Here is a 21,277-nt window from a genome sequence, read left to right as displayed (position 1 = left end):
AACGCCGCCAATTGGCGTATGCGGCTACGTCCTATGGGAGGGAAGAAGGCGCTGCAATTCTGCTTGAGTCCTGCGCACGAATGACAGCTGCCGCTGCAGCGAGACCTGCCGTTGGTGATTCAACATCATATTATGTGTGAGCGTATCGATCCTGACGGAGATAACGTCGAGGGTTTCGCCGTTCTCGAGCGCCTGCACAGAAAACGCGGCGCAGTCCGCCATCGCGTTTTCCGACCGATAAAGTTGCGTCGCCTCCTTCTCGATTTCGACTTGCGTGGCCTGAAGAAGCCGAACCAGCCGGCCAAGGCGCCTTTCATCGACGAGTTCGCGCGACGGGGACCTCAATGCGGGAAGCGGCATTTTGCGGCCCAATCCTTAACGTGAGCGCCCGAATGGAACGCATGTGCCAGAATACAAAACGCTCTCGCCTCTACGAGACATCCTTTCGGCGGCCGATTGGCATCTCCTATTGGATGAGGGGAGCGTATCTGGATGTCAGGACTGCCCGAATTCCTGACGAGGCCGGCGCCCCGCAGCATGCTAAAACCTTCCCTCGTGAGCGATTTCGGAGCGGAAGGTGTCCTTTACAAACTCAATTGCATCACGACGCGGCGTCGGGCCGGCCGCCGCGCTGGATGGTAGTGGACGTGACTTGGGCAGCCATTTGATCGCTGCCTGGCGCCCAATCGCCGGGCTGTTCCTTGGCGGCCTGGTCCAGAATGTCGGCATGGCTTTTCGCAGTCTGCCTGCCTCACGCCGCTGCTGCCAGCTCCTCGCCGGGGCCACAGTGACAGCCTCTCGGAGAAGCCTATGATCCGGCTCTGGTGCGCTGCTCCGTCCAAAGGGCGCCACGACATGGTCGATGCTCTCGACCTGCAGTTGCGCCAAGATCCAAAGGTCGAGCCAGTAGTTAGAGATTTCTGAGAAGGGACTCGAATATGGCATCCGAGCTGGTGTGTTTTGTCATGAGCGGGGGCGTGGGCTCACGCCTGTGGCCGCTTTCGCGCGAAGACAATCCAAAGCAATTCCACGACCTTTCGGGCGACGGTTCAATGCTCGCAAAGACTGTCCGGCGCCTCAAGGCGCGGCCCGACAATCAGACCCCAATCTACCTGATCGCTTCCGAACGACATGCCGATCGTGTTATCTCTGACATTGCTTCGCTCGGCCTGAACGGCGGTAAGCCGATCTTCGAGCCTGTCGGTCGCAATACCGCCGCAGCCGTCGCCATAGCCACCCTGCAGACAATATCGGAACATGGCAGCGATGCACTTGTGCTAGTGGTTCCCTCCGATCACGAAATATCGACCGACGCGCAATTCTGGGAGACCGTCGAGTCGGGCGTTCATGCCGCCGAGTCAGGGAGCATCATCGTGTTCGGCATCAAGCCAACGCATGCGGAAACTGGATACGGCTACATCGAGGTTGCAGCAACTGACGACCGCGTGGCTGCAGTTTCGCGCTTCGTCGAAAAGCCCAACGCCGAGACAGCGCGCAACTACGTATCGTCAGGACGATTCTACTGGAACGCAGGCATTTTCCTGTTTCGTGCCGACACCATGCGCCGGGCATTTCTCGAGTTGCAGCCGGACATCTGGGAAACTGCAGAACGGGCCTACAAGACTGCACGAACGGACCTCTCGGGTATCTGTCTCCCCCAGGGTTTCTACTCGGCCGTCCCCTCCACCTCGATAGACTATGCCGTCATGGAGCATGCACGCGATATTGCCATGGTTACGGCTTCCTTCCGCTGGAACGACCTTGGGTCGTGGCAATCGCTGCTCGAAGCCAGTCCGATCGACGGCAATGGCAATGTCGTGATGGGCGACATCGTCGCCATGGACTGCGACAGCTCCTACCTTAGAAGCCAAGGCAGGCTGCTGACCGTCATCGGCATGACGGGGGTGGCGGTAGTAGCGACACCGGACGCGGTGTTCGTCGCCCCTGTCAGCCACAGCCAGAACGTGAAGAAGGTCGTCGAGCAGTTGGAAAAGAGCGGACGGCTTGAGACGAAGTACACACCCTCGGGAGACCGGGTCATCATCAACGGTTCCTGGCGCAAGCGCGTCGAACATTGGCTCTTCAACGAAACCCTGCCGCTTTGGTCCACCGTAGGGGTCGATGATGTGAACGGCGGCTTTCACGAGGCGCTCGGTTTCGACACAAGGCCGCTGGGGAAGCCCAAGCGCATGCGCACCATGGCTCGCCAGATCTACGCCTTCGCGGTGGCCAAGGAACGCGGCTGGGCCGGACCAGCCGACGAGCTGATCGACCACGGCATCGACTTCATTGCCAAATATGGCCGTACCACCCGTGGTGGCTGGGTGCGCACCCTTAATGTCAATGGCAGCGTGGCTGACCCTGCGGAGGACGCATACGATCATTCCTGCGTGCTCCTGGCACTTTGCCATGCTCATCGATGCGGCCATCGCGAGGCCTTGCGACTGGCACAAGAGACATTCCATTTCATCGACGCACATCTCGAAGACCACCGTCTGAACGGCTTTCTGGAAACCTCCGGCTCCAACGGGATGCGGTTTTCGAACCCGCACATGCACATGCTGGAGGCTTTCCTTGCGTGGCATGGCGTTACTGGCGACCGCACCTATCTGCGCCGGTCGGCTCGCGTGGTCGATCTCTTCAGATGCCATTTCTTCGACCAGGAGAGCTGGACGGTAGGGGAAAATTTCGACGTCGACTGGCTACCTTTGCCTGGAGAAAAAGGCCTGTCGACCGAACCGGGCCACCATTTCGAATGGGCCTCGCTTCTCATCGATTTCGCTCAAAAAAGCGGGCAAAAGGACTTGGCCAGTTATGCACGGAAGCTCTATTCGTCCGCGATCGCCAGCGGCTTGAATCGGGCTACGGGTCTGGCTTACGCGGCTGTGTCGCGGCAGGGAATGCCCATCGACCGGCTCTCCCGCAGTTGGCCCCAATGCGAGGCTATCAAGGCAGCCATAGCCTTGGACGGCATAGGCGGGCCTGATTTGAAACCAGAGATAGAGGCCCGTGTTGCCCGCCTCTTTCGATGGCATATCGATCCCGCCCCCCTTGGCTTGTGGATCGACAGAATTGACGAGCGCGGAAGATCACAGGCGACGGAGGTTCCCGCCAGCATTTTCTACCACTTGGTGACGGCCTTGATGCAATATTTGGACAAGACCGAAGGGCAGATCGAATCTTTCCCGATGCCGGCTTTGGGCATGGGTGAGAGCGTCGCCGCGCGGGCTCTGGGCTAAGCCTCACGGTCTGCCCTACACTATTCATCCGGCTGGGTATGGAAGAATTCGACAGCGTGGCAGGCCAGCGATGTACGCGCCCGATCGAAGGTGGCGAGACCCGTCCCGGACGGCAAGCGGCGACCCCGTGAGCTGGGGAGTGACCATGGTTTCTCTGATGAACGACTTGTCGCCGTTCTCCGATGCGACGTCTCAGCGGCGACGGCGGTATCGTGGTGTCCCAAGGTGGAAGGGCAAGCTACGGCTAATTCGGTATGCCTGCCTCTGTGTCGTGGCTCCAAACCGGGATAGCATGCTTACAATATGTCTAAAGGGACGCACAGATTGAGCTTTTCCAATCTCGTTTGTCGCCGCGGATCGCGATTAAAATCGCCAAGGCGAGGTGATGTGAGTCCAAACACCCTTCTTGTCCGGACAGTTGAGAAGCATACTATGGCAAAAAAGAAATCGCGTACTAGGCCCAGCAGTGATCTCTTGAAATTACTAGCCACCAGGCCTCGAGCTGTTGCCCTTGCCGCGTTGCACGTAAGTGAATCGGTGCTGCTTGAACTTGAGGCATCGGAATTGTTGTCGGCAAGACAGATAAGAGGGTTGCTCAAGGACGCATCAAATACCTTGCGGAATGCCGCCGGCCAAGTGGACAATCGCAGCAGCTTCATCGCCGCCGAAATAGTCGATTCCATGCAAGAAACTTTCACAAGAAATAAAAGCTAGCTGCGGGGTTGCGACGTACAACGCTTGCTTTCGCATGCTGGTAGCTGCGACGTCGCACAGGTACCCATCACGCCAAATTTAATGTACATTCGATCCGTTGGGGATAGAAAGGAAGACATCGGGCGGGATTATAGATGTTGTACGCTTCACAGTCTTTGGGCGGGAATGAAAAGCGGTCATCGTATATCAGGCTTGCCGACGAAGATTCGGCGCTCATGAAGACGCTGGGGTTCACACCGAAGCGTTATCCACCCGAGACGGTCATTTTCAGCCAGGGTGAGGACAATGATCGCGTATTCATAGTCGAGTCGGGCTGGGGTTGCCTGTCGCACGAACTTGCAGGGGGGCAGCGACAGATCCTTGATTTTGCCTTGAAAGGCGATCTCGTCCTGTCCCGGTCGAGCGGGGGTGGCGCGCTTGAAACGTTTGTTGCTCGAACCGAACTGAACGTCTTGGTAGCCTCGACCAAGACATTTACGCTCGCAGCCATGAAATCCCCCCATCTTTTCTCCCTGGTCGTCGCGGCTCTTGGGCACAAGGGGGCCGTCATCGCTGAACATCTCACCAATGTTGGTCGACGCAGTGCCCTGGCGCGGACCGCACATCTGTTCCTCGAATTGAGGACGCGCCTGGAACACATAGGCTTCGTCACCCGCGATAGCTATGAATGCCCTCTGACCCAGTACGATCTCGCGGACGCCCTCGGCCTCACTCCGATTCATGTCAACAGGATGCTGCGCGAACTGCGCGAGCGTAAATTTCTCGAATTCCGGCAAGGCCGTGTTCGCGTGCTCGATCTACGAGGCATGACGGAATATGCGGGTTTCGAATGCAGCTATATAAACAGTTGACATCTGTATGTAGGAGCAACTTGGCATCCAGATGCCTCCTGAGCGAGGGGCGCATTGCCGTCCGGCAGCAAGGCGGGCAAAGGGCTGGCTCTGCACGGCCATTGGGCGCCGGCTGACCCTTCCCAGGGATTCCGCCGGGCCGGCTCCCCGCACCCTTGCGTGTTCGACCGCCCATCCTTCCGCGGCGCCGGCGCCTGGGTGATTTCCATCTCCCTTTAGCTGCTAGCCTGCAAACCCTCATCGTAGCCCTTTGAGGCAAACGTTGGGTGTCCGCCACCAAAGCATGGCGCAGCGCCGATGCCTCCGGCGCGCGGCACGCTCATCGCGGGGCTGTCAAATCCACATGCAAGCAGCTTTTGTTAGCGCGAGCTACATCCCCTCATTGGACACGAGCTGGAATGGCCGGCGCGGTCTGGGATGTTGGGATGCGGGCCGCACCGGCCATCGCGGTCGGGGGGCCTCCCGCAAGGCTTGGTATATCTTATATTAGCTACAGCGCAATTAAGCCTATCGGACGACCACCACCATCGCCGGGACCGGGAGGGATCGAGTGCAAACCGAGCATTGCGGACTTGCTGTTCAGACCTGTTTGGAGAGCGGAACGCAGAGGCTGAAGGACGGCATGCTAGAGCAGCGTGGGAATGCCGACCGCGGCGACTCGATACAGCACGATCCCTCCCCTCGCGGCAGCGAGCTGGAGCCGTCCGGAGCGGGAGGTCGGCAGGGCTCGTCGGCGGCCCTAGCCGTTTCGTCATGCGTTAGGTGGTGCCGTCATACCGCCATATAGCGACGCTGGAGTAGAGAGAATGGGGATGGCGCAAGATTGCCGTCCCAGGGTCGGCGTCGTGCTCGACTTAGAGGAACTCGCAGGCAATGTGTCCCTACCATCTGAATGTTCTTTTGGCCGCCAAGTCAGCATATATCCGGGCGCGATCGCCATTGTGCTTCTCGACGAGCGCCTGTGCTTCTTGCCTGCTGAGCTTTCCGAGCTTCACCAGAAACTCGAATTCGTGCTTCGGTACGGATGATATCAGGCGTTCGAGTTTGGCTCTTTTGGTCTCGTCTGCGGACATAGCGATGCTGAACTTACTTTAGGGCTGCACTCAATGACGCTAAGCACAAGTGCCAAGGAAACGCCAAAGGCCAGGCCGAGCAATATGTTGTTTCTTGGTACATCAGGTTTCCTCGAATACCAATGCGCTTTATCTCAGACCCGGCGACTCAATGTCCCCCGATGCCGATGGCTCCAATCCGCCAAGCAGATCGTCTGTTCATCGTTCCGCACGACATTTCTGGTATCGCTAAACAATTTTACTGTCAGGCAGAATGTTCCCTCTAGTGCGGGTTCGAGACCCAGGTAACCGGATTCGCCCCCAGAAGCTGTTTTGCAGGCAAGGGAAAGAAACGCAACGACGACGGGCTTTGAGCGCGCGATCTGCTACCCTTTTCCATAGGCGACATTTGCGTCGCCTCCGTGACGATCAGGCCCGCCGATGCACGCTGGCTGGATCGTGTCCCGAACGTGGTGTAGCTGTCGGTCGCCGTGCTCTCCGGCATTGGCCGGGCTGGTCTGCGCCACGGCTGGAAAGAAAATGCCACCGCCAACCAGGCTGGCTGACGCCGCGCCTGTACGCAGTCGTGGGCCTGTCACCGAACAGCAGGGGCTCCAATCTGGGCCCCGCCAGCAGCGCTCATCAGTCGCTTCCTGGCCGAACCGTTTCAACATGCAGTGTGCCTGCAGGCGACGGTTGAAGCAGCTCCGCTTCGGTCTTGGTAAGGTAGATCCAGTGCGCCCAGTTATGCGGGCTCAACACGACGATCTGCCGGTCGTGATAGGGCCCAACGTCTGGTCCGGGACCGGTTGTCAGCATCGTGAAGGCCGCTGGCGCTCCGCCCTGCCCTTCCCGCCAGATGCCGGCGATCGCCATGAACGGCTCATCATTCATTGTGAAGCGATGTTTGGCCTTCGGATATTTCTTGCCCGTGAACTCGAAGAATGCCGAGGCCGGAATGAGGCAGCGGTTGCTATTGGCAAAGCTTCGGCCTTCGGAGCGGAAATTGAAAACCGGTCCGCCGCGCGGGCTCGATGGCGGGAAGCTAAAGTTCATAGGCACCAGTTCGATGCCATTGCCGGCGGCGCGCATCACCGGGCCGACATCGTTGATCTTGATGTCGTCGAACTCGGGCAGATCGCCTTCGCTCTGCCCGGTAGGCATCCCGAGTTCGAGCCTCTGCATCATCTTGCAGTATTCAGCCCACAGAATGTGTTGCTCGTAGTCGTTGCACATAGTGTCTGATCCAGCTTGCGCGATGTAGGATACGACCTTACACCCCTCCGGCAAACCCGATGCCAGCTGGTATCCTGTCACTGAACTGTGGCGAAAAGGCCCGCTACAGTTGACGCTATGATAGGCGTGACTCAGGGCCACCTGCTTTTACAGCAACATCTGTGGATGGCTGCCATGGCGTCAGTTCCCGGTTCGGGTCTCGCGGATCCTGGCATAATGGCGCGACGCCTTGGCGCGGTTGCCGCAGTCTCCCATGGAACACCAACGACGGTTTTGCGCCCGGCTCTCATCGATGAACAACCAGCCGCAGCCGCGATCGTCGGCACATTGCTTGACCCGTCCTGCCCGCGGGCCGGTCATGAGTTCAGCCGCGGAGATGGCGATCGGCGTGCAAAAATCGAGTTCATTTGGATGCGAGCCGTTCCAGCCGAATTTCCCGGCACGCCATTCCAGCAAAGCGGCTGGCCTGTGATGCAGAAAACGATTGAATGCCTGGACGTGGTCGGCAACGGGACTGACATTTCTGATCTGTGCCACCAGGAGTGCATAGATCGTCTCGCGCAGCGCTATGGCGCTTGCATATGCGGTTTGGGCCCCTTGAAAGTGCCCTCCCCTCCCCCGCGTGAGTTCAGCAGAATCGTTGGAAATGCGCACGCCGTTTTCATCAAGCCAATCCAGCAGTGCCGCGGGCGTGGGAAGCCGCTCCTCAGTGGCTTGCCGCAGGCGCCAGGCGACCGTGTTGACAAAGCGGATCGCTAGATCCTCCTTCGCGACATCGGTCGGCTGCCGCTTTTTCAGGTTGTGCGGGGAACCCAAGCGCGATCTCCGAATTCTAACCTCATAAGAGGTTTTACGCCTATGAAGCTCCCCAGCGCAAGCTTTCTCCTGATAGCTGCCTTCGGCGCCATCTACTTCATCTGGGGCTCGACTTACCTGGCCTTGGCGCTGGCCCTGCAATCACTGCCGCCATTCCTGCTGATCGCGGCGCGCTGCCTGGTCGGTGGTCTGATCCTTTTCATCTTTGCCGCAGCATCCGGTGCGAAGCCTCCGTCAAGGAGGTCCCTGCTATACGGCGTCATATGCGGATTACTTTTCTTCGTCGGATGCCACGGCATCCTTGCCAACGTTCAGCAGCGTGTTCCAACAGGCCTGGCCGCAATCATGCTGGCGACCATTCCTTTGTGGATTGCGGCGCTTCAGACAGGCCTCCGACGTCCCGATCGGCCAAGCCCCTTGTCACTGACCTTTCTCGTCCCCGGTGTCGTTGGCGTTTCGCTGATAGCCTGGGAAGAAGGCGGTGGCGGAATCGGGGCGGTGCACTTCATCGACATTTTCTTGCTGCTTGGCGCGTCCCTGTCCTGGAGCGTCGGAACGGTGGTATCCGAACAGTCCCCAACGTCCAGCAGCCCATTGGTGATGTCTATCATCGAATTGTGGGCTGGCGCCGCTGCCTTGGCGGTTGTCGGTGCCGCCAAGGGCGAAGTGAGCCTTGTTCACCCCTCCTCGATCACGGCGTTGTCGGTCGCTGGGTGGGCATACCTCACCGTTGCCGGAACGGTGATCGCCTTTGCCGCCTACATCTGGCTGCTCCGCAAAGTCACGCCGACCTTCGTAGCGACCTATACCTTCGTCAACCCCATCATCGCTGTGTTGCTCGGCTGGGCCTTTCTTGCGGAGGTTCCGTCGATATGGATGGCGAGTGGCGCGCTCCTCGTGATCCTTTCCGTGAGCAGCCTGCTTTTCACCAGCTCCGCTCGACGCTCGAGGAGACCAAACAATGCCCGGACCGAATATGCCGTCGACTAGCGGCTCTTCCGATTGAGGCTCGGCATCACAGCGCCAGTGTCTTGTAAGCTGGCTGCTCAGAGCCGAGAACGCGAACGCGGGCCAGAGGCCCTGGATGAGGCCAATGACTCGAGCAGCAACAGCTTGTCCTGGGCATCGCAGATGACAGGGTTAAGGAGGCACAAGGAAGCCATCACCAGGTCCTATATCGTCTACGAGCCGGTAATCGCATTTGGTCACTACAACGCCATTTAACCTGCGCGATGCGCTGGCTTATGACACGGCGGGGCTGGCGCTCATGACCGTCTCAGCAGCCGTCGCCCTGGCAGCAGCCGCTTGTCGCCAGCGGCGCGCCTGGCATAGAATGGCCGTCCGGCACGCGTTGGCGCTGCGTTATGCCAGGCGCTTGGGCCAGTCAGCCGTGAACTTGCAGGGCTGCTGCTGATCAACACGCCTGGCCGCCAGGTCATGGGTGCGGCTGACTGACACCAAGGCCCCGGCCCCATGCACAGATATCTCGCCCCCGGGGTCGAATGACTCCCGTTTTCCCGCCGCTGCAGCGACAGTGGTGGCAACTTTACTGTTTGTACTTTACTGCAGTAAATTTCCACAAAAACCTAAATCGAAACAGCGTGGTAGCTCTCTCCAGCAGACGTTTTTACCGGCGTGTTGACCGCTCGGGCCGTTAACCTCCTGTTAACCCAAAAGCTCTTGCTCGGGATGGCGAATCGGAGCTTAATGGCGGTTGTTGGTCTGTTTCCCACCAAAAAGCGCCAATTCAGGTTTCCGGAAGTATGAACATCGCGATGCGGTTGCCCAGCTTTGAGTTTGACGACAAGATCCTCGAGCACGGGGCGGAGATATCGCGTCGGCTCAATCAGCTGCGCATGGAGAAGTTTCCTCCGAACGCCACGAAGACCCTGCGCACCTTCTCCATGGCCGAGGTAGCGCACTATCTTGGTGTGTCGCAAAACAATCTGAAGCGCCTCCATCTCGAAGGCAAGGGGCCCCTGCCCGAACAAGCGCAGTCGGGTCGACGCTCTTATACGGCCGACCAGATGCTGGAGCTTCGCCATTTCCTCGACCAGCATGGCAGGACGGAGGTTAAGAAATACGTCCCGCACCGCAAGCCTGGAGATAAGCTGCAGGTCATCGCGGTGGTCAATTTCAAGGGAGGAAGCGGTAAGACCACGACCGCGGCTCACCTCGCCCAGCACCTGGCACTTACCGGCCATCGCGTGCTTGCCATCGATCTCGATCCGCAAGCGTCTTTGTCGGCACTCCACGGCTTCCAGCCGGAACTCGACCGGAACCTCTCGCTCTATGAGGCGATCCGCTATGATGCGGAGCGTAGGTCCATAGCCGACGTCATCGTCCCGACGAATTTCCCCGGCCTCGACATTGTTCCTGCAAATCTCGAACTTCAGGAATATGAGTACGATACGCCGTTGGCAATGCAGGACAAATCATCCAATGCCGGCCGCCAGTTCTTCTTGCGCATAGCCAGGGCCTTGAGCGACGTCGACGATCGCTATGACGTCGTCGTCGTCGACTGTCCTCCGCAGCTCGGCTATCTGACCTTGACCGCCATGTCGGCAGCGACGTCGGTGCTGATTACGGTTCATCCGCAAATGCTCGATCTCATGTCCATGAGCCAGTTTCTGCTGATGCTCGGCGGCATCCTAAAAACCATCAAGGGAGCCGGAGCCGAGATCCAACTCGACTGGTTCAGGTATCTGATCACCCGTTACGAGCCCACCGACATTCCGCAGGCCCAGATGGTAGGCTTCATGCAATCGATGCTGGCCGGCCAGATCCTTGAGCATCCGATGCTGAAGTCGACTGCCATATCGGACGCCGGGCTGACCAAGCAGACGCTCTACGAGGTCGAGAAATCTTCGTTCACGCGCACGACCTACGATCGGGCGATGGAATCGCTTGATGCGGTCAATTCCGAAATCGTCTCGCTCGTCCATCGCGCGTGGGGGAGGGCGTGATGGCGATGAATTTTACTGCAGTAAAAACGCAGATTTTTGTCCACAAAATCAGACTGGTAGCTGATTTGAGGAGGGGCTGAATGGCGCGCAAGGACATTTTCGATAGCGTGATGGGGTCCGCTGCGGTGGAGCAGACCAGGGATGTGGCGAGCTACGCTGTTCGCGGCGCGTCGCGATCCATCATGCAGTCCTTTGAAGAGCTGTCGAAAAGCTCGGTTGTCGATCTCGACCCAGAGCTGGTGGACACCTCGTTTGTGTCGGACCGGATTGGCGAGGATGAGCAGGAATTCTCCGAGTTGGTGCGGGCGATCCAGGAGCGCGGACAGGATTCGCCCATTCTGGTCAGGCCGCATCCGGCTTCCCCCGGGCGCTACCAGACAGTGTTCGGGCATCGGCGCGTCAGGGTCGCACGTGCGTTGGGGCGCCCAGTGCGAGCCGTTGTCAAGCAAATGGACGATCGCGATCACGTCGTCGCCCAGGGCCAGGAGAATGCGGCTCGCGCCAACCTGTCCTTTGTCGAGCGGACGCTGTTTGCCGAGCGCCTGCTCAAGCAGGGCTATTCGGCCGATATCGTTAAATCGGCCTTGGCGCTCGACGATACGACCTTCTCGAAGATGCGGTCCGTGTCGAGCAACGTCTCCGAATCCGTCATCATGGCCATCGGGGCGGCCAAGGGGATCGGCCGTGACCGCTGGTGGCAGTTGGCCAAGCTCATGGAGCATCCGGCCAATGCCGCCAGGGCGCAGGCGCATGTCCAGTCCGCCCAGTTCCAGCAAGCCGGCAGCGATGCGCGGTTCCAGGCCCTTTATGAACTGCTGGCGGCAACCGTCCACGGTGCGAAATCGACGCCGACGAGGGCCGTGGAAAGGGCCTGGGCGACAAAAGACAATTCCGTAAAGGCAAGGATCACCGATACCGGGAAGGTTTTCACCCTGGCTTTTAAATCCAGAGAGGCATCGGCGTTCGGTGCTTTCATTACCGGCAGGCTCGAGGAACTGTTCGAGGCGTTCCGAGAGACGGAATCCAGGAAGACAACAGGAGACTGAACCGCAAAAGAAAAAGGCCCCCGAACGTCACCGTCACGGAAGCCCTTCTCAGGTCTGTAGCAAGCCGAGAATCGCAAATCCGCGAATCACTGTCAAGTGCTATTAGGCGTCGTTTGGCGAGCAGATTTCTTTTGTCTGACTAGAGGCAAAGGGAAAATGGTTACGCATATCTCAACGACGCCATTTGGGCGGCGGCCACTGACGCTTGCTCAGATGGCAAGCCAGGCAGGTGCAAAGGCGATCGACCGAACGGCGGCTGTGCCCAAATGGCAGGCCTTTCGAGACATCACAGAGGCCAGGGACGCCATAGGCGCGACCGATCGTTCGCTGGCGATCCTCAATGCGCTGCTGTCGTTTCACCGCGAGGACGATCTTTCCGGGGAGGGGGGCCTGGTCGTGTTCCCCTCCAATGAGCAGCTGATCCGGCGTGCCAACGGCATGTCGCCGGCGACGCTTAGGCGCCACCTGTCCGTCCTTGTGACGTGTGGCTTGGTGATCCGTCGTGACAGCCCGAATGGCAAACGCTTTGCTCGCAAGGGGGAGGGCGGGCAGATCGAGCAGGCCTATGGCTTCGACCTTGCGCCAATCGTGGCTCGTGCCGAGGAATTCAAGCAGTTGGCGGCCGCCGTGCAAGCCGAGCGGAAGGCCTACAGGCTGGTCAAGGAGCGTCTCACCATCTGCCGGCGCGACATCGTCAAGATGATCGATGCAGGGCTCAATGAACAGGTTCCGTGTGATTGGCGCCGGTTTCAGAAGCGGTATGAGGCGGCGGTCGCTCGATTGCCGCGGACAGCCTCACGCCAGTTGCTGGAGTCGGTTGCCGACGAGTTGGAGGACATCTGGGCCGAAGTGCATCAGCTGCTGGAAACATTCGTTAAATCACAAGATATGAACGCCAATGAGTCCCATTCCGAGCGCCACATACAGAATTCAAACCCAAACTCTCATTCTAACGATGAAACTGAAGATCGCCAGGAAAACGAAAAAGAAGCGAGCGGCAGTGCCGGGTCCGACAACAATGTTCACAGCCTGCCCAAACGGGAGTTGCCTCTGGGAATGGTGCTGGACGCATGTCCGGAAATCCTAAACATGGGCCGCGGCGCCCAGATTCGATCCTGGCGTGACTTTGTTGCGGCGGCCGAACTTGCCCGGCCCCATATGGGGGTCAGCCCCAGCGCATGGCAGGAGGCGGTCCAGGTGATGGGGCCTGAAAACGCGGCTATCACGATAGCTGCGATGCTGCAGCGAACCGACCAGATCAACAGTCGGGGCGGCTATCTCAGGAACCTGACGGAGCGGGCTCGCAACGGCCAGTTTTCGGTGTGGCCGATGGTCATGGCGCTGCTGCGTGCAAGGCTTGATGCAAAGACCAGCCAGAACGCCGGCAAGCCGCTCTGGAAGGACAGCGCGCATCAGGATGGGCCGGCCAGCGGCCCAAGATCCGCTGAGATCAGCGAGGCACTGCGGCTCAGCATGAAACGGAAAGGCTGGGATTGATTGGGGAGGGACGGGCCTGGTCGTTGATCAATCCCGCTCAAGGCCAAGCTGTTTAGCCGGTGTACTGGGTCACGTGCTGTCACGTCGTAAGTCGAGGCAGGGGAATGCTCTTGATCAGCCGCGAGCGGGCCATCCAACAGCCTCGTCGGTGGTCGCCTCGGTTGCGAGACTTGATGCTAACGGTAAAGTGCCTTATGTTTTGCCTAGTAATTGTGACGTCTGATATGACAGGATGTAAGCTGTGGGCCACGCACTCAGAAAAATCGCCCCGAATGAACCGTTGGTTTTGCTTTATATGGATCCGGCCGGGAACATTGCTGTCGACCAGGTGGCGGATGGCTTTGGAATGTCCAAGGGCCAATTGGCCGAGACGGCCGGCCTTGCTCGCGAGACCCTTTATCGATTGGAGCGCAGCCGCGCCGCCAAAACACAGGGGCGACTTCGTGAGATGCTTGAGATCATCAGCCGCGTGACGGATTGGGCGGGGGGAAAGGACCAGGCGATGGCGTGGTATCGAGCCCAGCCGCTTGCGGCATTCGGAGGGCGCACCGCCGAAGCGCTCGTGAAAGAGGGCAAGGCTGGTGCCGTTCGTGACTATCTCGATCACATGGCGCTTGGCGGCTTTGCTTGAGGTTCGTTGGAACCTGCTACAGGGCACATGATCCGCGTTGGGCTTTCAAACCGACTTCCGGTGAGGGAGCCGCGATCAGGGGTGCGCGCTTTAATCCCAAAGGTGTGCCCGCACTCTACCTGGCCCTGACCATCATGACGGCGGTCAAGGAAGCCAATCAGGGCTTCGCGCATCGGATCGATCCGTGCGTGCTGTGTTCCTACGAGGTTGATTGCGAGGCCATTGTGGACCTGACAACGGGGAAGGGGAGGGGAGAAGCGTCCGTCACGCTCGACGAGGTGTCGTGCGCCTGGGCGACGGCGCTCAGCAACGGGGAACGCCCGGCTTCATGGGATGTCCATGACCGCCTGCGTTCTCGAGGCATTGCCGGCATTCTGGTGCCAAGCTTTGCGCCGGGCGCCGAGGCAGAAGATTGCAATCTCGTGCTTTGGGATTGGGGGCCAGATCTGCCGCACAAGGTGACGGTATTCGATCCGAGCGGACGGTTGCCGAAAGACCAGCTATCCTGGCTATGACGGCCCTTTAACGAGTTTGGCGGCTTGCGGCGCCAACTCAAACCAGATCGTCATCTGGTCTTTCTGGACATCTGGTTCGGGGCAGGGGAGGGCGCTTTTCCTGCTACAACCCGCTCGCTTTGGTGAGATTGACGCGGAACCGATCGCGACGGCGCTGGTATTTGCGGGTCATTTCAGCCGAGGTGTGGCCGAGCTGCTTTTGCACATGGCGCTCGTCGACCTCGGCTGAGGAGGCCAGACCGGCTCGCAGCGAATGTCCCGAAAACCTTTGGCCGCGTTCGCCTTCCGGCAGATCACCCCGCACGCCGGCAGCAAGTGCCGCGCGCTTGACCAGCCGTGCCACCTCCTGGTCGTTGAGCCGCTCGGCGCCGACCGCCTTGCCTTGGGCGGTGACACGGCGAAACAGCGGCCCATAGCCTATTCGTGCCAGTCTCAGCCACGCCTCCAGGGCCACGATAGGGCAGGTGGCGTCCGCCGAACCGCGGCCAATCTCAACTTCGCGCCAACCGGTCTTGCCGCGCAGCGTGACCAGGACGCCTTTGCCAGGGAAGAATTCGATCCAGCCACGACCGTCTTCGGTCTGGTCACGGGCCACGTCGAGCCCGACGATCTCCGAGCGGCGAAGTCCGCCCGCAAAGCCAAGCAAAAGCATGGCGCGGTCGCGCAAGCCGCGCAGCGTGCCTCGATCGAGCGTCTCCAGCATGGCAATGAGATCTTCGGGCAGAATGGCCTCCTTCTGCACAGGTGGCTTGGCGTGGCTGTTGCGAATGCCGGCCAGCACAGTGGCGATATGCCGGTCTTTTCTGTCCAGCGGCTGACCGCGCTGGGCATAATTCCAGGTCAGCGAGGACAGACGCCGTTCAATCGTCGCAACGGTTTTTTTATCCCCTCCAGACCCAGAAGCCAGCGCCGTGATGTAGAGCCCGACCATCTGCGGATCCGGCGGCATCGGGTCAAAATATTGCCGGCGGCACCAGGCGCAAAAGTGCTTCCAGTCTGCGGCGTAGGCGCGGCGGGTGTTGGCCGCGCTTGCCGCCTCGACATAGTCACGGGCGCGGCCAGCAAGCGCCTCAAGATGCGCCGGCAGGCGAGGATTGGCGACGGCCGGAAGAGGGGAGGGGGCTTTGGCCGGCGGTTCTTCCGGCGTCGTGCCCATGGCCATGACGACGTCGATGATGTCGGGCAAGTCGTCGGCGCGGGGCGCGTCGGGCTCCACCGACAGCCTCGCGGACGAAACATCGTCCTGCGCTGCCGTGCTGTGGGACGGTGCGGAGGGTGGCGCGACGTGATTTTCGGGGTTTTGATCGACGAGAGAGGCCATTCGCTCTATAGAGAGCAAAACGAACGATAAGGCAACATTATCATTCGTTTTATGTTGCCGACAGGCTGTGCGTTTTGGCGCGAAAATTATGGCACAAAGCGCACGAGCGCTTTACGCTCCAAATCATGATTCGCCTCGATCCCGCGACCGCCAGCTCCTCCGCGCCGCCCGCCGTTCCGGCCTGGGCGCTCGCCGCCGGCGGCGCGCCCAGCGACGCCTACGCCGCCTTCCAGGCCGGCGCCGCCTTGGGCACGCTCGACATGCTCGCCCGGGCGCAGCCTGCCTGGGCCGGGGCTTGGCGTCAGCGGCTGGCGCTGAAATGTGCCACCGCCAGCATGCGGCTGGCTGGCCGCGCCGAGGACGAAGCCGCGTTGCGCGATGCCTGGCACCTGCGCCGAGCCGGCGCCGATCCCGGTCCCGCCGGCGCGATCCTTGGTGCCTGGCGGCAGTTTTCCGCGCAGCCGCCCGTCGCTACCCCTGACCGGCTTGCCAAGATTGTCGAAATGCTCGGGTTCGCCTGGGACGGCGCCGCGCTTGCGGCGCTCTGCACGGAGATCGAAAAACTGGCGCGGTCGTCGCGGCCGGCGCCATTCGCCGCCGCGGCGATCGCCGCTCACACGGTCGCCATGCGGCCCGATGCCGAGCTGTTTGCCTGGTGGCTTGCCGACCTGGTGCTGGCGCAAAGCCTGCGCTGGCCGCGGCCGCTGCCACTGTCGATGACGCAGGCCTTTGCACCGCCTTTTCGCGCCGAGTCCGGCAGCAAGCGCATCCGCCCCGGGGAAAAAAGCTTTGAGCGGGCGGTCTGCGTGGCGCTGGCCCACGCGGCGGCGGAGGCCTGCCGGCTGGCAACCGAGATTGGCCGTCGGGCCGAACGGCTCATTACCTTGGCGCCGAAGCTCAGAGCAAAGGGGGCCGGCGATGTCATCCAAAGACTGCTCGACGACGATGCTGTTTCTGGCTCGCTGACGACCAAGAACCTGTCGCGTTTTGCGGCTCGACGCCTATTCGAGCGGCTGCAGCAACTCGAGGTCGTGCGCGAGCTCTCCGGCCGCCCCAGCTTCCGGCTGTTTGGACTGTAGCGATGAGCGAAGCGTCTGCTCGCCGCAAAGCAAACGATCAGCCGCCGTTGCTGGACACGGAACTCGAACATTTGCCGGCCGAGCTGCGCTGGCGCGAGTGGATGGGCCGGGTCGAGGCTGTGATCTTTGCGGCAAATGAACCGGTGACACGTAGTGTCCTCGCGCGGGTGGTGGGAAGAAACTGCAATCTCGAGCTGATCATCGACGACATCCGCGCCGAGCTCGCCGGCCGCCCTTACGAACTGGTCGCGGTCGCTGGCGGCTGGCAGCACCGGACCAAGAAGGTCTTTGCCGACGCCATCCACGTCGCCTTCGGCACGCCGGCGGCGGAGGGTGCAAAAGAGCTGACGCAGACGGAGGCGCTTGTCCTCATGTGCATTGCCTATTTCCAGCCGATCACGCGTGGCGAGCTGTCGAGCTTTTTCGGCAAGGAGGTGTCGCGCGATCTCATCGGCGTGCTGCGGGCGCAGGACCTCATCGCCTCCGGGCCGCGCTCGCCGCAACCGGGCGCGCCCTACACCTATGTGACGACGAAAAATTTCCTGTCGCAGTTTGGGCTCGACACGTTGCGCCAGCTGCCGGATTTCGAGGCGCTCGAGGACGCCGGGCTGCTGTCGAAGGAGAAGCTGCTGGCCGGTAACATCATCCCAGGGTTTGCAGATATCGATGGCGCCAGCGCCGCGCTCGACGAATAGATGATCCCATCACGGCGGGACAATCCACGCGATCTCGCCGCTCGTCAGATAGAAGATTGCGCCACGCACGCCGTCTGGGTCCTTCGCGTGACGGAAGGGAGGTGGCGGCACGCGTCCGCTTGTCGATGAAGGTCAAGCAAGATTGCAGTTTTCGCACGTTCTGGCACATTGATCCGCCAGGTAGGGGGAAGACAAATGTACTGCTCGCGGCTTTCTATACTGGCTTTGGTCTTGGCTTCGGGTATTTTTCCGGCTCCGGCTACTCAGGCAAAGGATTGCAAGGATGGTGATGCCCCACAGCCTCACCATGTAGGCAACTTCAACTTTCTTACCAGTTCCTGGGTCGAGACGGTGGACAACATGCGGCGCTATGTGTCCTGCGTCTCCAACCTCGACCCGAATAGCGACCTGATGGTGACGTGGTTCATAGCAGGCCCTTTCCAGTCGTACGTTCCAGCGACGGAAGAGGCCAAGACACCGCGGATGAGCGACGACCTGAATCCCAGGCCGATCAACGGCTGTATCGAGTACGGCCACAGCGGCGAGCGCACGCCTGCGCAGTTCATGGGGACAGCGCGCGACGATGAGCGCAACGACGAAGGCGATTTCTGCAGGCATGGCGCAACGGCCAAGCAGGTAAGCTCTTCGGATGGCGAGCTCCCCCCAAAAGGCTGGACGGACGAAGTGCGCATCTTCTTTCCCAGTGATCCTGACAATTCCCATGACTCCATGCTGGAGCTAGTGGGGAGGATAGGACTCCGCACCGAGGGGACGAGGCACTTCAAGACGTTCTTTTCGTACTCCGCGAAACAGTATGCGGGGCGGACGAAGGGCAATATCGACGATGTGAAGGTCGTGCCGAGATTCCCCGAGCAGGAGCAGTTTTTCGCTCCGGCATTCTTTGCGACCAACAAGGATGGCGTGCCGCTGTCTGCCGACGGGTCGGTCGAATGGAACGTGACCGGCGATTTCAAAAGCTGGGCCCCGGTGCCCGCCTATTATGAATTCCGTGACAAAAAGGACCGTCTGTTGTCGGCGATTCCAATGCCCCTGTTCGGCGAACCCAAAAAATGAAGATCTCGGGTTTTCTCGGAACGCTCGCCAGTGTCACGCCTAGTTTGATCATCTCATTTGTCACAGCGTGGTTTGATGTGTTCACGGGCACATCGATCCTGCGACCTCAATATGCTGGACACGCAGAGCAGACCGGCATTGCCATCGCATCCTTCCTGGCCATCGCCTGCGCACTGTTGTTCCGAACAAGGGCCGCCGACAGGCTAATGACCACTGCGTTGAAGTTGCTGCTGATAACGGTGATCCTTGGTATTTTTGCTATAGGCTGCTCCGTCTACCTAAACCATCCAAGGTCGCGCGTGCTCCAAGAGTTGGTCGTGCCTGTGTGGGATCTCACCGGCGTAGGCTGCATCGTCGCGGCAACGATGACGATCCTGTTCGCCACCATGTTTGCCCTTGCACAATGGGCCGAGCCTGTAGACTAGCCGTCGCCAACCTGGAGGGCTGGTTCGATAAAACTCGCCACGACACCACTCTGGTCACTGCCCTCTCTCTCTCGTAACAAACGCCGGAATCGAATGACCCGTGATGAACAATTCCGCCACCCCATTGTTCTCGTATTTGCTGAAGCCGCAGTTTCGGCTGAAATCCCCGGACCGCGTCCTCTCGGAAGCAGACTTCGATCTGGCGCGGATCACGGTGGAAGATTTTCGGTTCGTCACCAAAGAGATGACGGAAAACCTGGCGGAGGTGCCTGCCGAAATCCGGGCGCGAAGCACTATTTTGCGACGCCTGCTGTCCGAGAAGGACTTGTTCAATATGGGGCGCCTGTTGCCGCCGAGCACTGAGTTGAGAGTTCGCGCGCGGATGCTGGATTTCAATCCGATCCATCCTGCCGTGCTGGTGACGTGCGGCAACTATCCTTGGGCCGGGGACCGCCTTGAAGGTGTGGCCGCTGAGTTCTCCGTGAAGGGGGTGCCACCGTTGGCTGGAGCCATCTGGAGCTATCGCGACAATGCCGATGTCTCTCTTTCCGAGTATCTGGAAGGCCTCGCGATTGCGGTTTTGGGGACACCGGTGCGAAGGCGAGAAGTCATTAAATACGTAGCGGACAAGAAGGCCGCTCACGTCTCAGATCGTCGGAAGCACGCAAGCGAACAGGCAATTGATCGAGCCTGGTCGCACATGTCGATCACCATTGAGAGCTCTCGAAGGGAGAAAGTTCAATTGAACCACGTCTACCTTGAGCTTCTCGCGACGATTGAGGCGTTAAGATCCAGCCCATCGATCAATCATTATATTGGTGAACTCGGAAAATGGGTGAGGTCAGCGGAGATTATCTATCCGGGTGCAGCGAAGACCGTGGACGTAAATCTGCCCATGAGACCGCGCTAGGAGACGACTTGAACACCCGTCGCTTGCGGTGCCCGAGCCCGAAGCGGATGTTCCAGTTGAGGCCGCAAGGTCTAAGGCGCGTATTCAATTGGGCCGAAGCCATAGGGACGCTCTCGGCAACGCGAAAACCTCCATCGAATTCCTCGATCGCCTTCCACGAGGACAGCGATGCCAACAAGGTCGGCCCAGCGGGCTAAAGAGTATGACGAACCAGGGCGGCAGTTTTCGGGTCGTCGACGCAGTAGACAGGGAACGCGCTCCGGAGTCTCGCAAGGTGGCTGCTCCAGGTTGATACCTGCCGCTCGAATTTTCCCGCTTCCAAACTCGGAGGGGAATATCAACAGCCTCGGCATCGAATCGACTACAGGAATTTCGGCTCCCGCCGCAATCCGGGACACAATGTTGCCGAGCCGCGGGAGCGCTGTTTCTCTGCGAAGCCCCGCAGCCATCTGATGGATGGTCTCCAAAAGCTTGCACGTCTCGACATAGGCTGCGGAAGCCGCGTCCCGGTAGGCGGGGGCGGCTGAGGTACTTGTTGTAAACCTGCAGCTGCCGGATGACCTCTGGATTGCTCCTGCTGCGCAGCCTGCTGTCGCCCAGAGTTTTCGCCTCCCAGAAAACGATATCGATGCGTCCGCCAGGGCCATCCTCCAATGCTACCATGTCCATGCGTGGAGCGTATTTGCCTGTCCGTTCCGGTGTGCCCGCGCCCGTCGACTGTTCCGGCCACCAAGGAATTCCCATCTCGAGATCTATGACGACGTCGTTTGCCGCGACGACGCATTCCATGCCGGACTTTTCATAACCGGAATATTTATCCGCTCGCCTGATCCAGGCCGCTATGGTCTGAAGCCCTTGGTACGGGACTTCGCTATTGTTTCCCGATCTGTAGCGGACGGTCCCGTCGGACAGGGTCATGTACGCTTGGCCGGGCACGTCGTCGAAAACGTACTTGGTGCACCTCCAGCCTGGGCCGTGCCATCCTGTCTAGGGACACTCTGGCGACTGATTGTCCGCAATGATAGAAGTTGAGGTATTCGTCGCGGACCGCCAGTCGCAGCTGTCGGTGCCCCTCCAAGCTGTCGGTGCCCCTCCAGCGGCGCTCCCGACGGCGCCCAGGATCGCGGAAGGTCCTGCCACCAATGCCCTTCCGGCCGCATCGTCAAAGCCCACAAGGATTCGATTTTCTTTTCGCTCAAACCTCGCACAA

18 protein-coding genes are annotated in these 21,277 nt (G+C 60.0%); 14 read left to right on the top strand and 4 right to left on the bottom strand.

Annotated features, from left to right (window positions below; all coding sequences use genetic code 11):
* Positions 1 to 24 precede the first annotated feature (24 nt).
* Positions 25 to 360, bottom strand: a complete 336-nt coding sequence (locus FJ954_RS24930; RefSeq protein WP_140663921.1) for a hypothetical protein — start codon at positions 358 to 360, stop codon at positions 25 to 27.
* A gap of 578 nt (positions 361 to 938) precedes the next feature.
* Here FJ954_RS24930 and FJ954_RS24925 point away from each other — a divergent pair.
* The 3 genes from FJ954_RS24925 to FJ954_RS24915 all read left to right on the top strand — a co-directional run bounded on the left by FJ954_RS24925 (position 939) and on the right by FJ954_RS24915 (position 4,804).
* On the top strand, positions 939 to 3,239 hold the full coding sequence (locus FJ954_RS24925) for an AGE family epimerase/isomerase (protein WP_140663918.1): 2,301 nt from the start codon (positions 939 to 941) through the stop codon (positions 3,237 to 3,239).
* A 432-nt stretch (positions 3,240 to 3,671) separates the two neighbouring features.
* The gene (locus FJ954_RS24920) at positions 3,672 to 3,953 is read left to right on the top strand and encodes a hypothetical protein (RefSeq protein WP_140663915.1); all 282 of its coding nucleotides are present in this window, start codon (positions 3,672 to 3,674) and stop codon (positions 3,951 to 3,953) included.
* A gap of 134 nt (positions 3,954 to 4,087) precedes the next feature.
* Positions 4,088 to 4,804, top strand: a complete 717-nt coding sequence (locus FJ954_RS24915; RefSeq protein ID WP_140620199.1) for a Crp/Fnr family transcriptional regulator — start codon at positions 4,088 to 4,090, stop codon at positions 4,802 to 4,804.
* A gap of 1,694 nt (positions 4,805 to 6,498) precedes the next feature.
* Here FJ954_RS24915 and FJ954_RS24905 read toward each other — a convergent pair.
* Together FJ954_RS24905 and FJ954_RS24900 are read right to left on the bottom strand one after the other, a co-directional pair.
* Positions 6,499 to 7,092 carry an SOS response-associated peptidase family protein gene (locus FJ954_RS24905; RefSeq protein WP_140663909.1) on the bottom strand — a complete coding sequence of 198 codons (594 nt, stop codon included), beginning with the start codon at positions 7,090 to 7,092 and terminating at the stop codon, positions 6,499 to 6,501.
* Between the two features lie 180 nt (positions 7,093 to 7,272).
* A complete protein-coding gene (locus FJ954_RS24900) occupies positions 7,273 to 7,908 on the bottom strand; it encodes an ABATE domain-containing protein (protein WP_246673987.1) in 636 nt (211 codons plus the stop codon).
* Positions 7,909 to 7,950: 42 nt separating this feature from the next.
* Here FJ954_RS24900 and FJ954_RS24895 point away from each other — a divergent pair, with 42 nt between their 5' ends.
* From FJ954_RS24895 to FJ954_RS24870, 6 genes are all read left to right on the top strand, one after another.
* Positions 7,951 to 8,898, top strand: coding sequence for an EamA family transporter (locus FJ954_RS24895; RefSeq protein WP_281407734.1), 948 nt, complete (start codon positions 7,951 to 7,953; stop codon positions 8,896 to 8,898).
* A 773-nt stretch (positions 8,899 to 9,671) separates the two neighbouring features.
* A complete protein-coding gene (repA, locus tag FJ954_RS24890) occupies positions 9,672 to 10,874 on the top strand; it encodes a plasmid partitioning protein RepA (RefSeq protein WP_140620207.1) in 1,203 nt (400 codons plus the stop codon).
* A gap of 80 nt (positions 10,875 to 10,954) precedes the next feature.
* Positions 10,955 to 11,920 carry a plasmid partitioning protein RepB gene (gene repB / locus FJ954_RS24885; RefSeq protein ID WP_140663904.1) on the top strand — a complete coding sequence of 322 codons (966 nt, stop codon included), beginning with the start codon at positions 10,955 to 10,957 and terminating at the stop codon, positions 11,918 to 11,920.
* Between the two features lie 156 nt (positions 11,921 to 12,076).
* Positions 12,077 to 13,417 (top strand): plasmid replication protein RepC, encoded by a 1,341-nt coding sequence (gene repC, locus FJ954_RS24880; protein WP_140663901.1) that lies wholly within the window; start codon positions 12,077 to 12,079, stop codon positions 13,415 to 13,417.
* Between the two features lie 295 nt (positions 13,418 to 13,712).
* Positions 13,713 to 14,048, top strand: coding sequence for an antitoxin Xre/MbcA/ParS toxin-binding domain-containing protein (locus FJ954_RS24875; protein WP_140664019.1), 336 nt, complete (start codon positions 13,713 to 13,715; stop codon positions 14,046 to 14,048).
* Positions 14,045 to 14,563 (top strand): RES family NAD+ phosphorylase, encoded by a 519-nt coding sequence (locus FJ954_RS24870; protein WP_140663897.1) that lies wholly within the window; start codon positions 14,045 to 14,047, stop codon positions 14,561 to 14,563. The genes FJ954_RS24875 and FJ954_RS24870 overlap by 4 nt, the downstream gene beginning before the upstream one ends.
* A 103-nt stretch (positions 14,564 to 14,666) precedes the next feature.
* Here the strand turns inward: FJ954_RS24870 and FJ954_RS24865 are convergent, their stop codons facing one another.
* Complete coding sequence (locus tag FJ954_RS24865) at positions 14,667 to 15,884, bottom strand: site-specific integrase (protein WP_140663894.1); 1,218 nt, start codon at positions 15,882 to 15,884, stop codon at positions 14,667 to 14,669.
* A 125-nt stretch (positions 15,885 to 16,009) separates the two neighbouring features.
* Here FJ954_RS24865 and FJ954_RS24860 point away from each other — a divergent pair, with 125 nt between their 5' ends.
* The 5 genes from FJ954_RS24860 (at position 16,010) to FJ954_RS24840 (ending at position 20,067) form a co-directional block, all read left to right on the top strand.
* Positions 16,010 to 16,963 (top strand): DUF1403 family protein, encoded by a 954-nt coding sequence (locus FJ954_RS24860; protein WP_140663892.1) that lies wholly within the window; start codon positions 16,010 to 16,012, stop codon positions 16,961 to 16,963.
* A gap of 2 nt (positions 16,964 to 16,965) precedes the next feature.
* Positions 16,966 to 17,658: an SMC-Scp complex subunit ScpB gene (locus tag FJ954_RS24855; protein ID WP_140663889.1), complete on the top strand. Its 693-nt coding sequence runs from the start codon at positions 16,966 to 16,968 to the stop codon at positions 17,656 to 17,658.
* A gap of 231 nt (positions 17,659 to 17,889) precedes the next feature.
* Positions 17,890 to 18,732 carry a hypothetical protein gene (locus tag FJ954_RS24850; RefSeq protein WP_140663886.1) on the top strand — a complete coding sequence of 281 codons (843 nt, stop codon included), beginning with the start codon at positions 17,890 to 17,892 and terminating at the stop codon, positions 18,730 to 18,732.
* Entirely contained in the window at positions 18,729 to 19,157 is a 429-nt protein-coding gene (locus FJ954_RS24845) for a hypothetical protein (protein WP_140663885.1), read from the top strand. The genes FJ954_RS24850 and FJ954_RS24845 overlap by 4 nt, the downstream gene beginning before the upstream one ends.
* A gap of 103 nt (positions 19,158 to 19,260) precedes the next feature.
* Positions 19,261 to 20,067 (top strand): hypothetical protein, encoded by an 807-nt coding sequence (locus FJ954_RS24840; protein ID WP_140663882.1) that lies wholly within the window; start codon positions 19,261 to 19,263, stop codon positions 20,065 to 20,067.
* Positions 20,068 to 21,277: the final 1,210 nt, after the last annotated feature.

It is taken from the genome of Mesorhizobium sp. B2-3-15 (assembly GCF_006442875.1).
In the GTDB taxonomy this organism is placed as follows: Bacteria; Pseudomonadota; Alphaproteobacteria; order Rhizobiales; family Rhizobiaceae; genus Mesorhizobium; species Mesorhizobium australicum.
The sequence above is the reverse complement of the archived record's forward strand: the minus strand, read 5'-3'. Positions and strand labels throughout refer to the sequence as shown.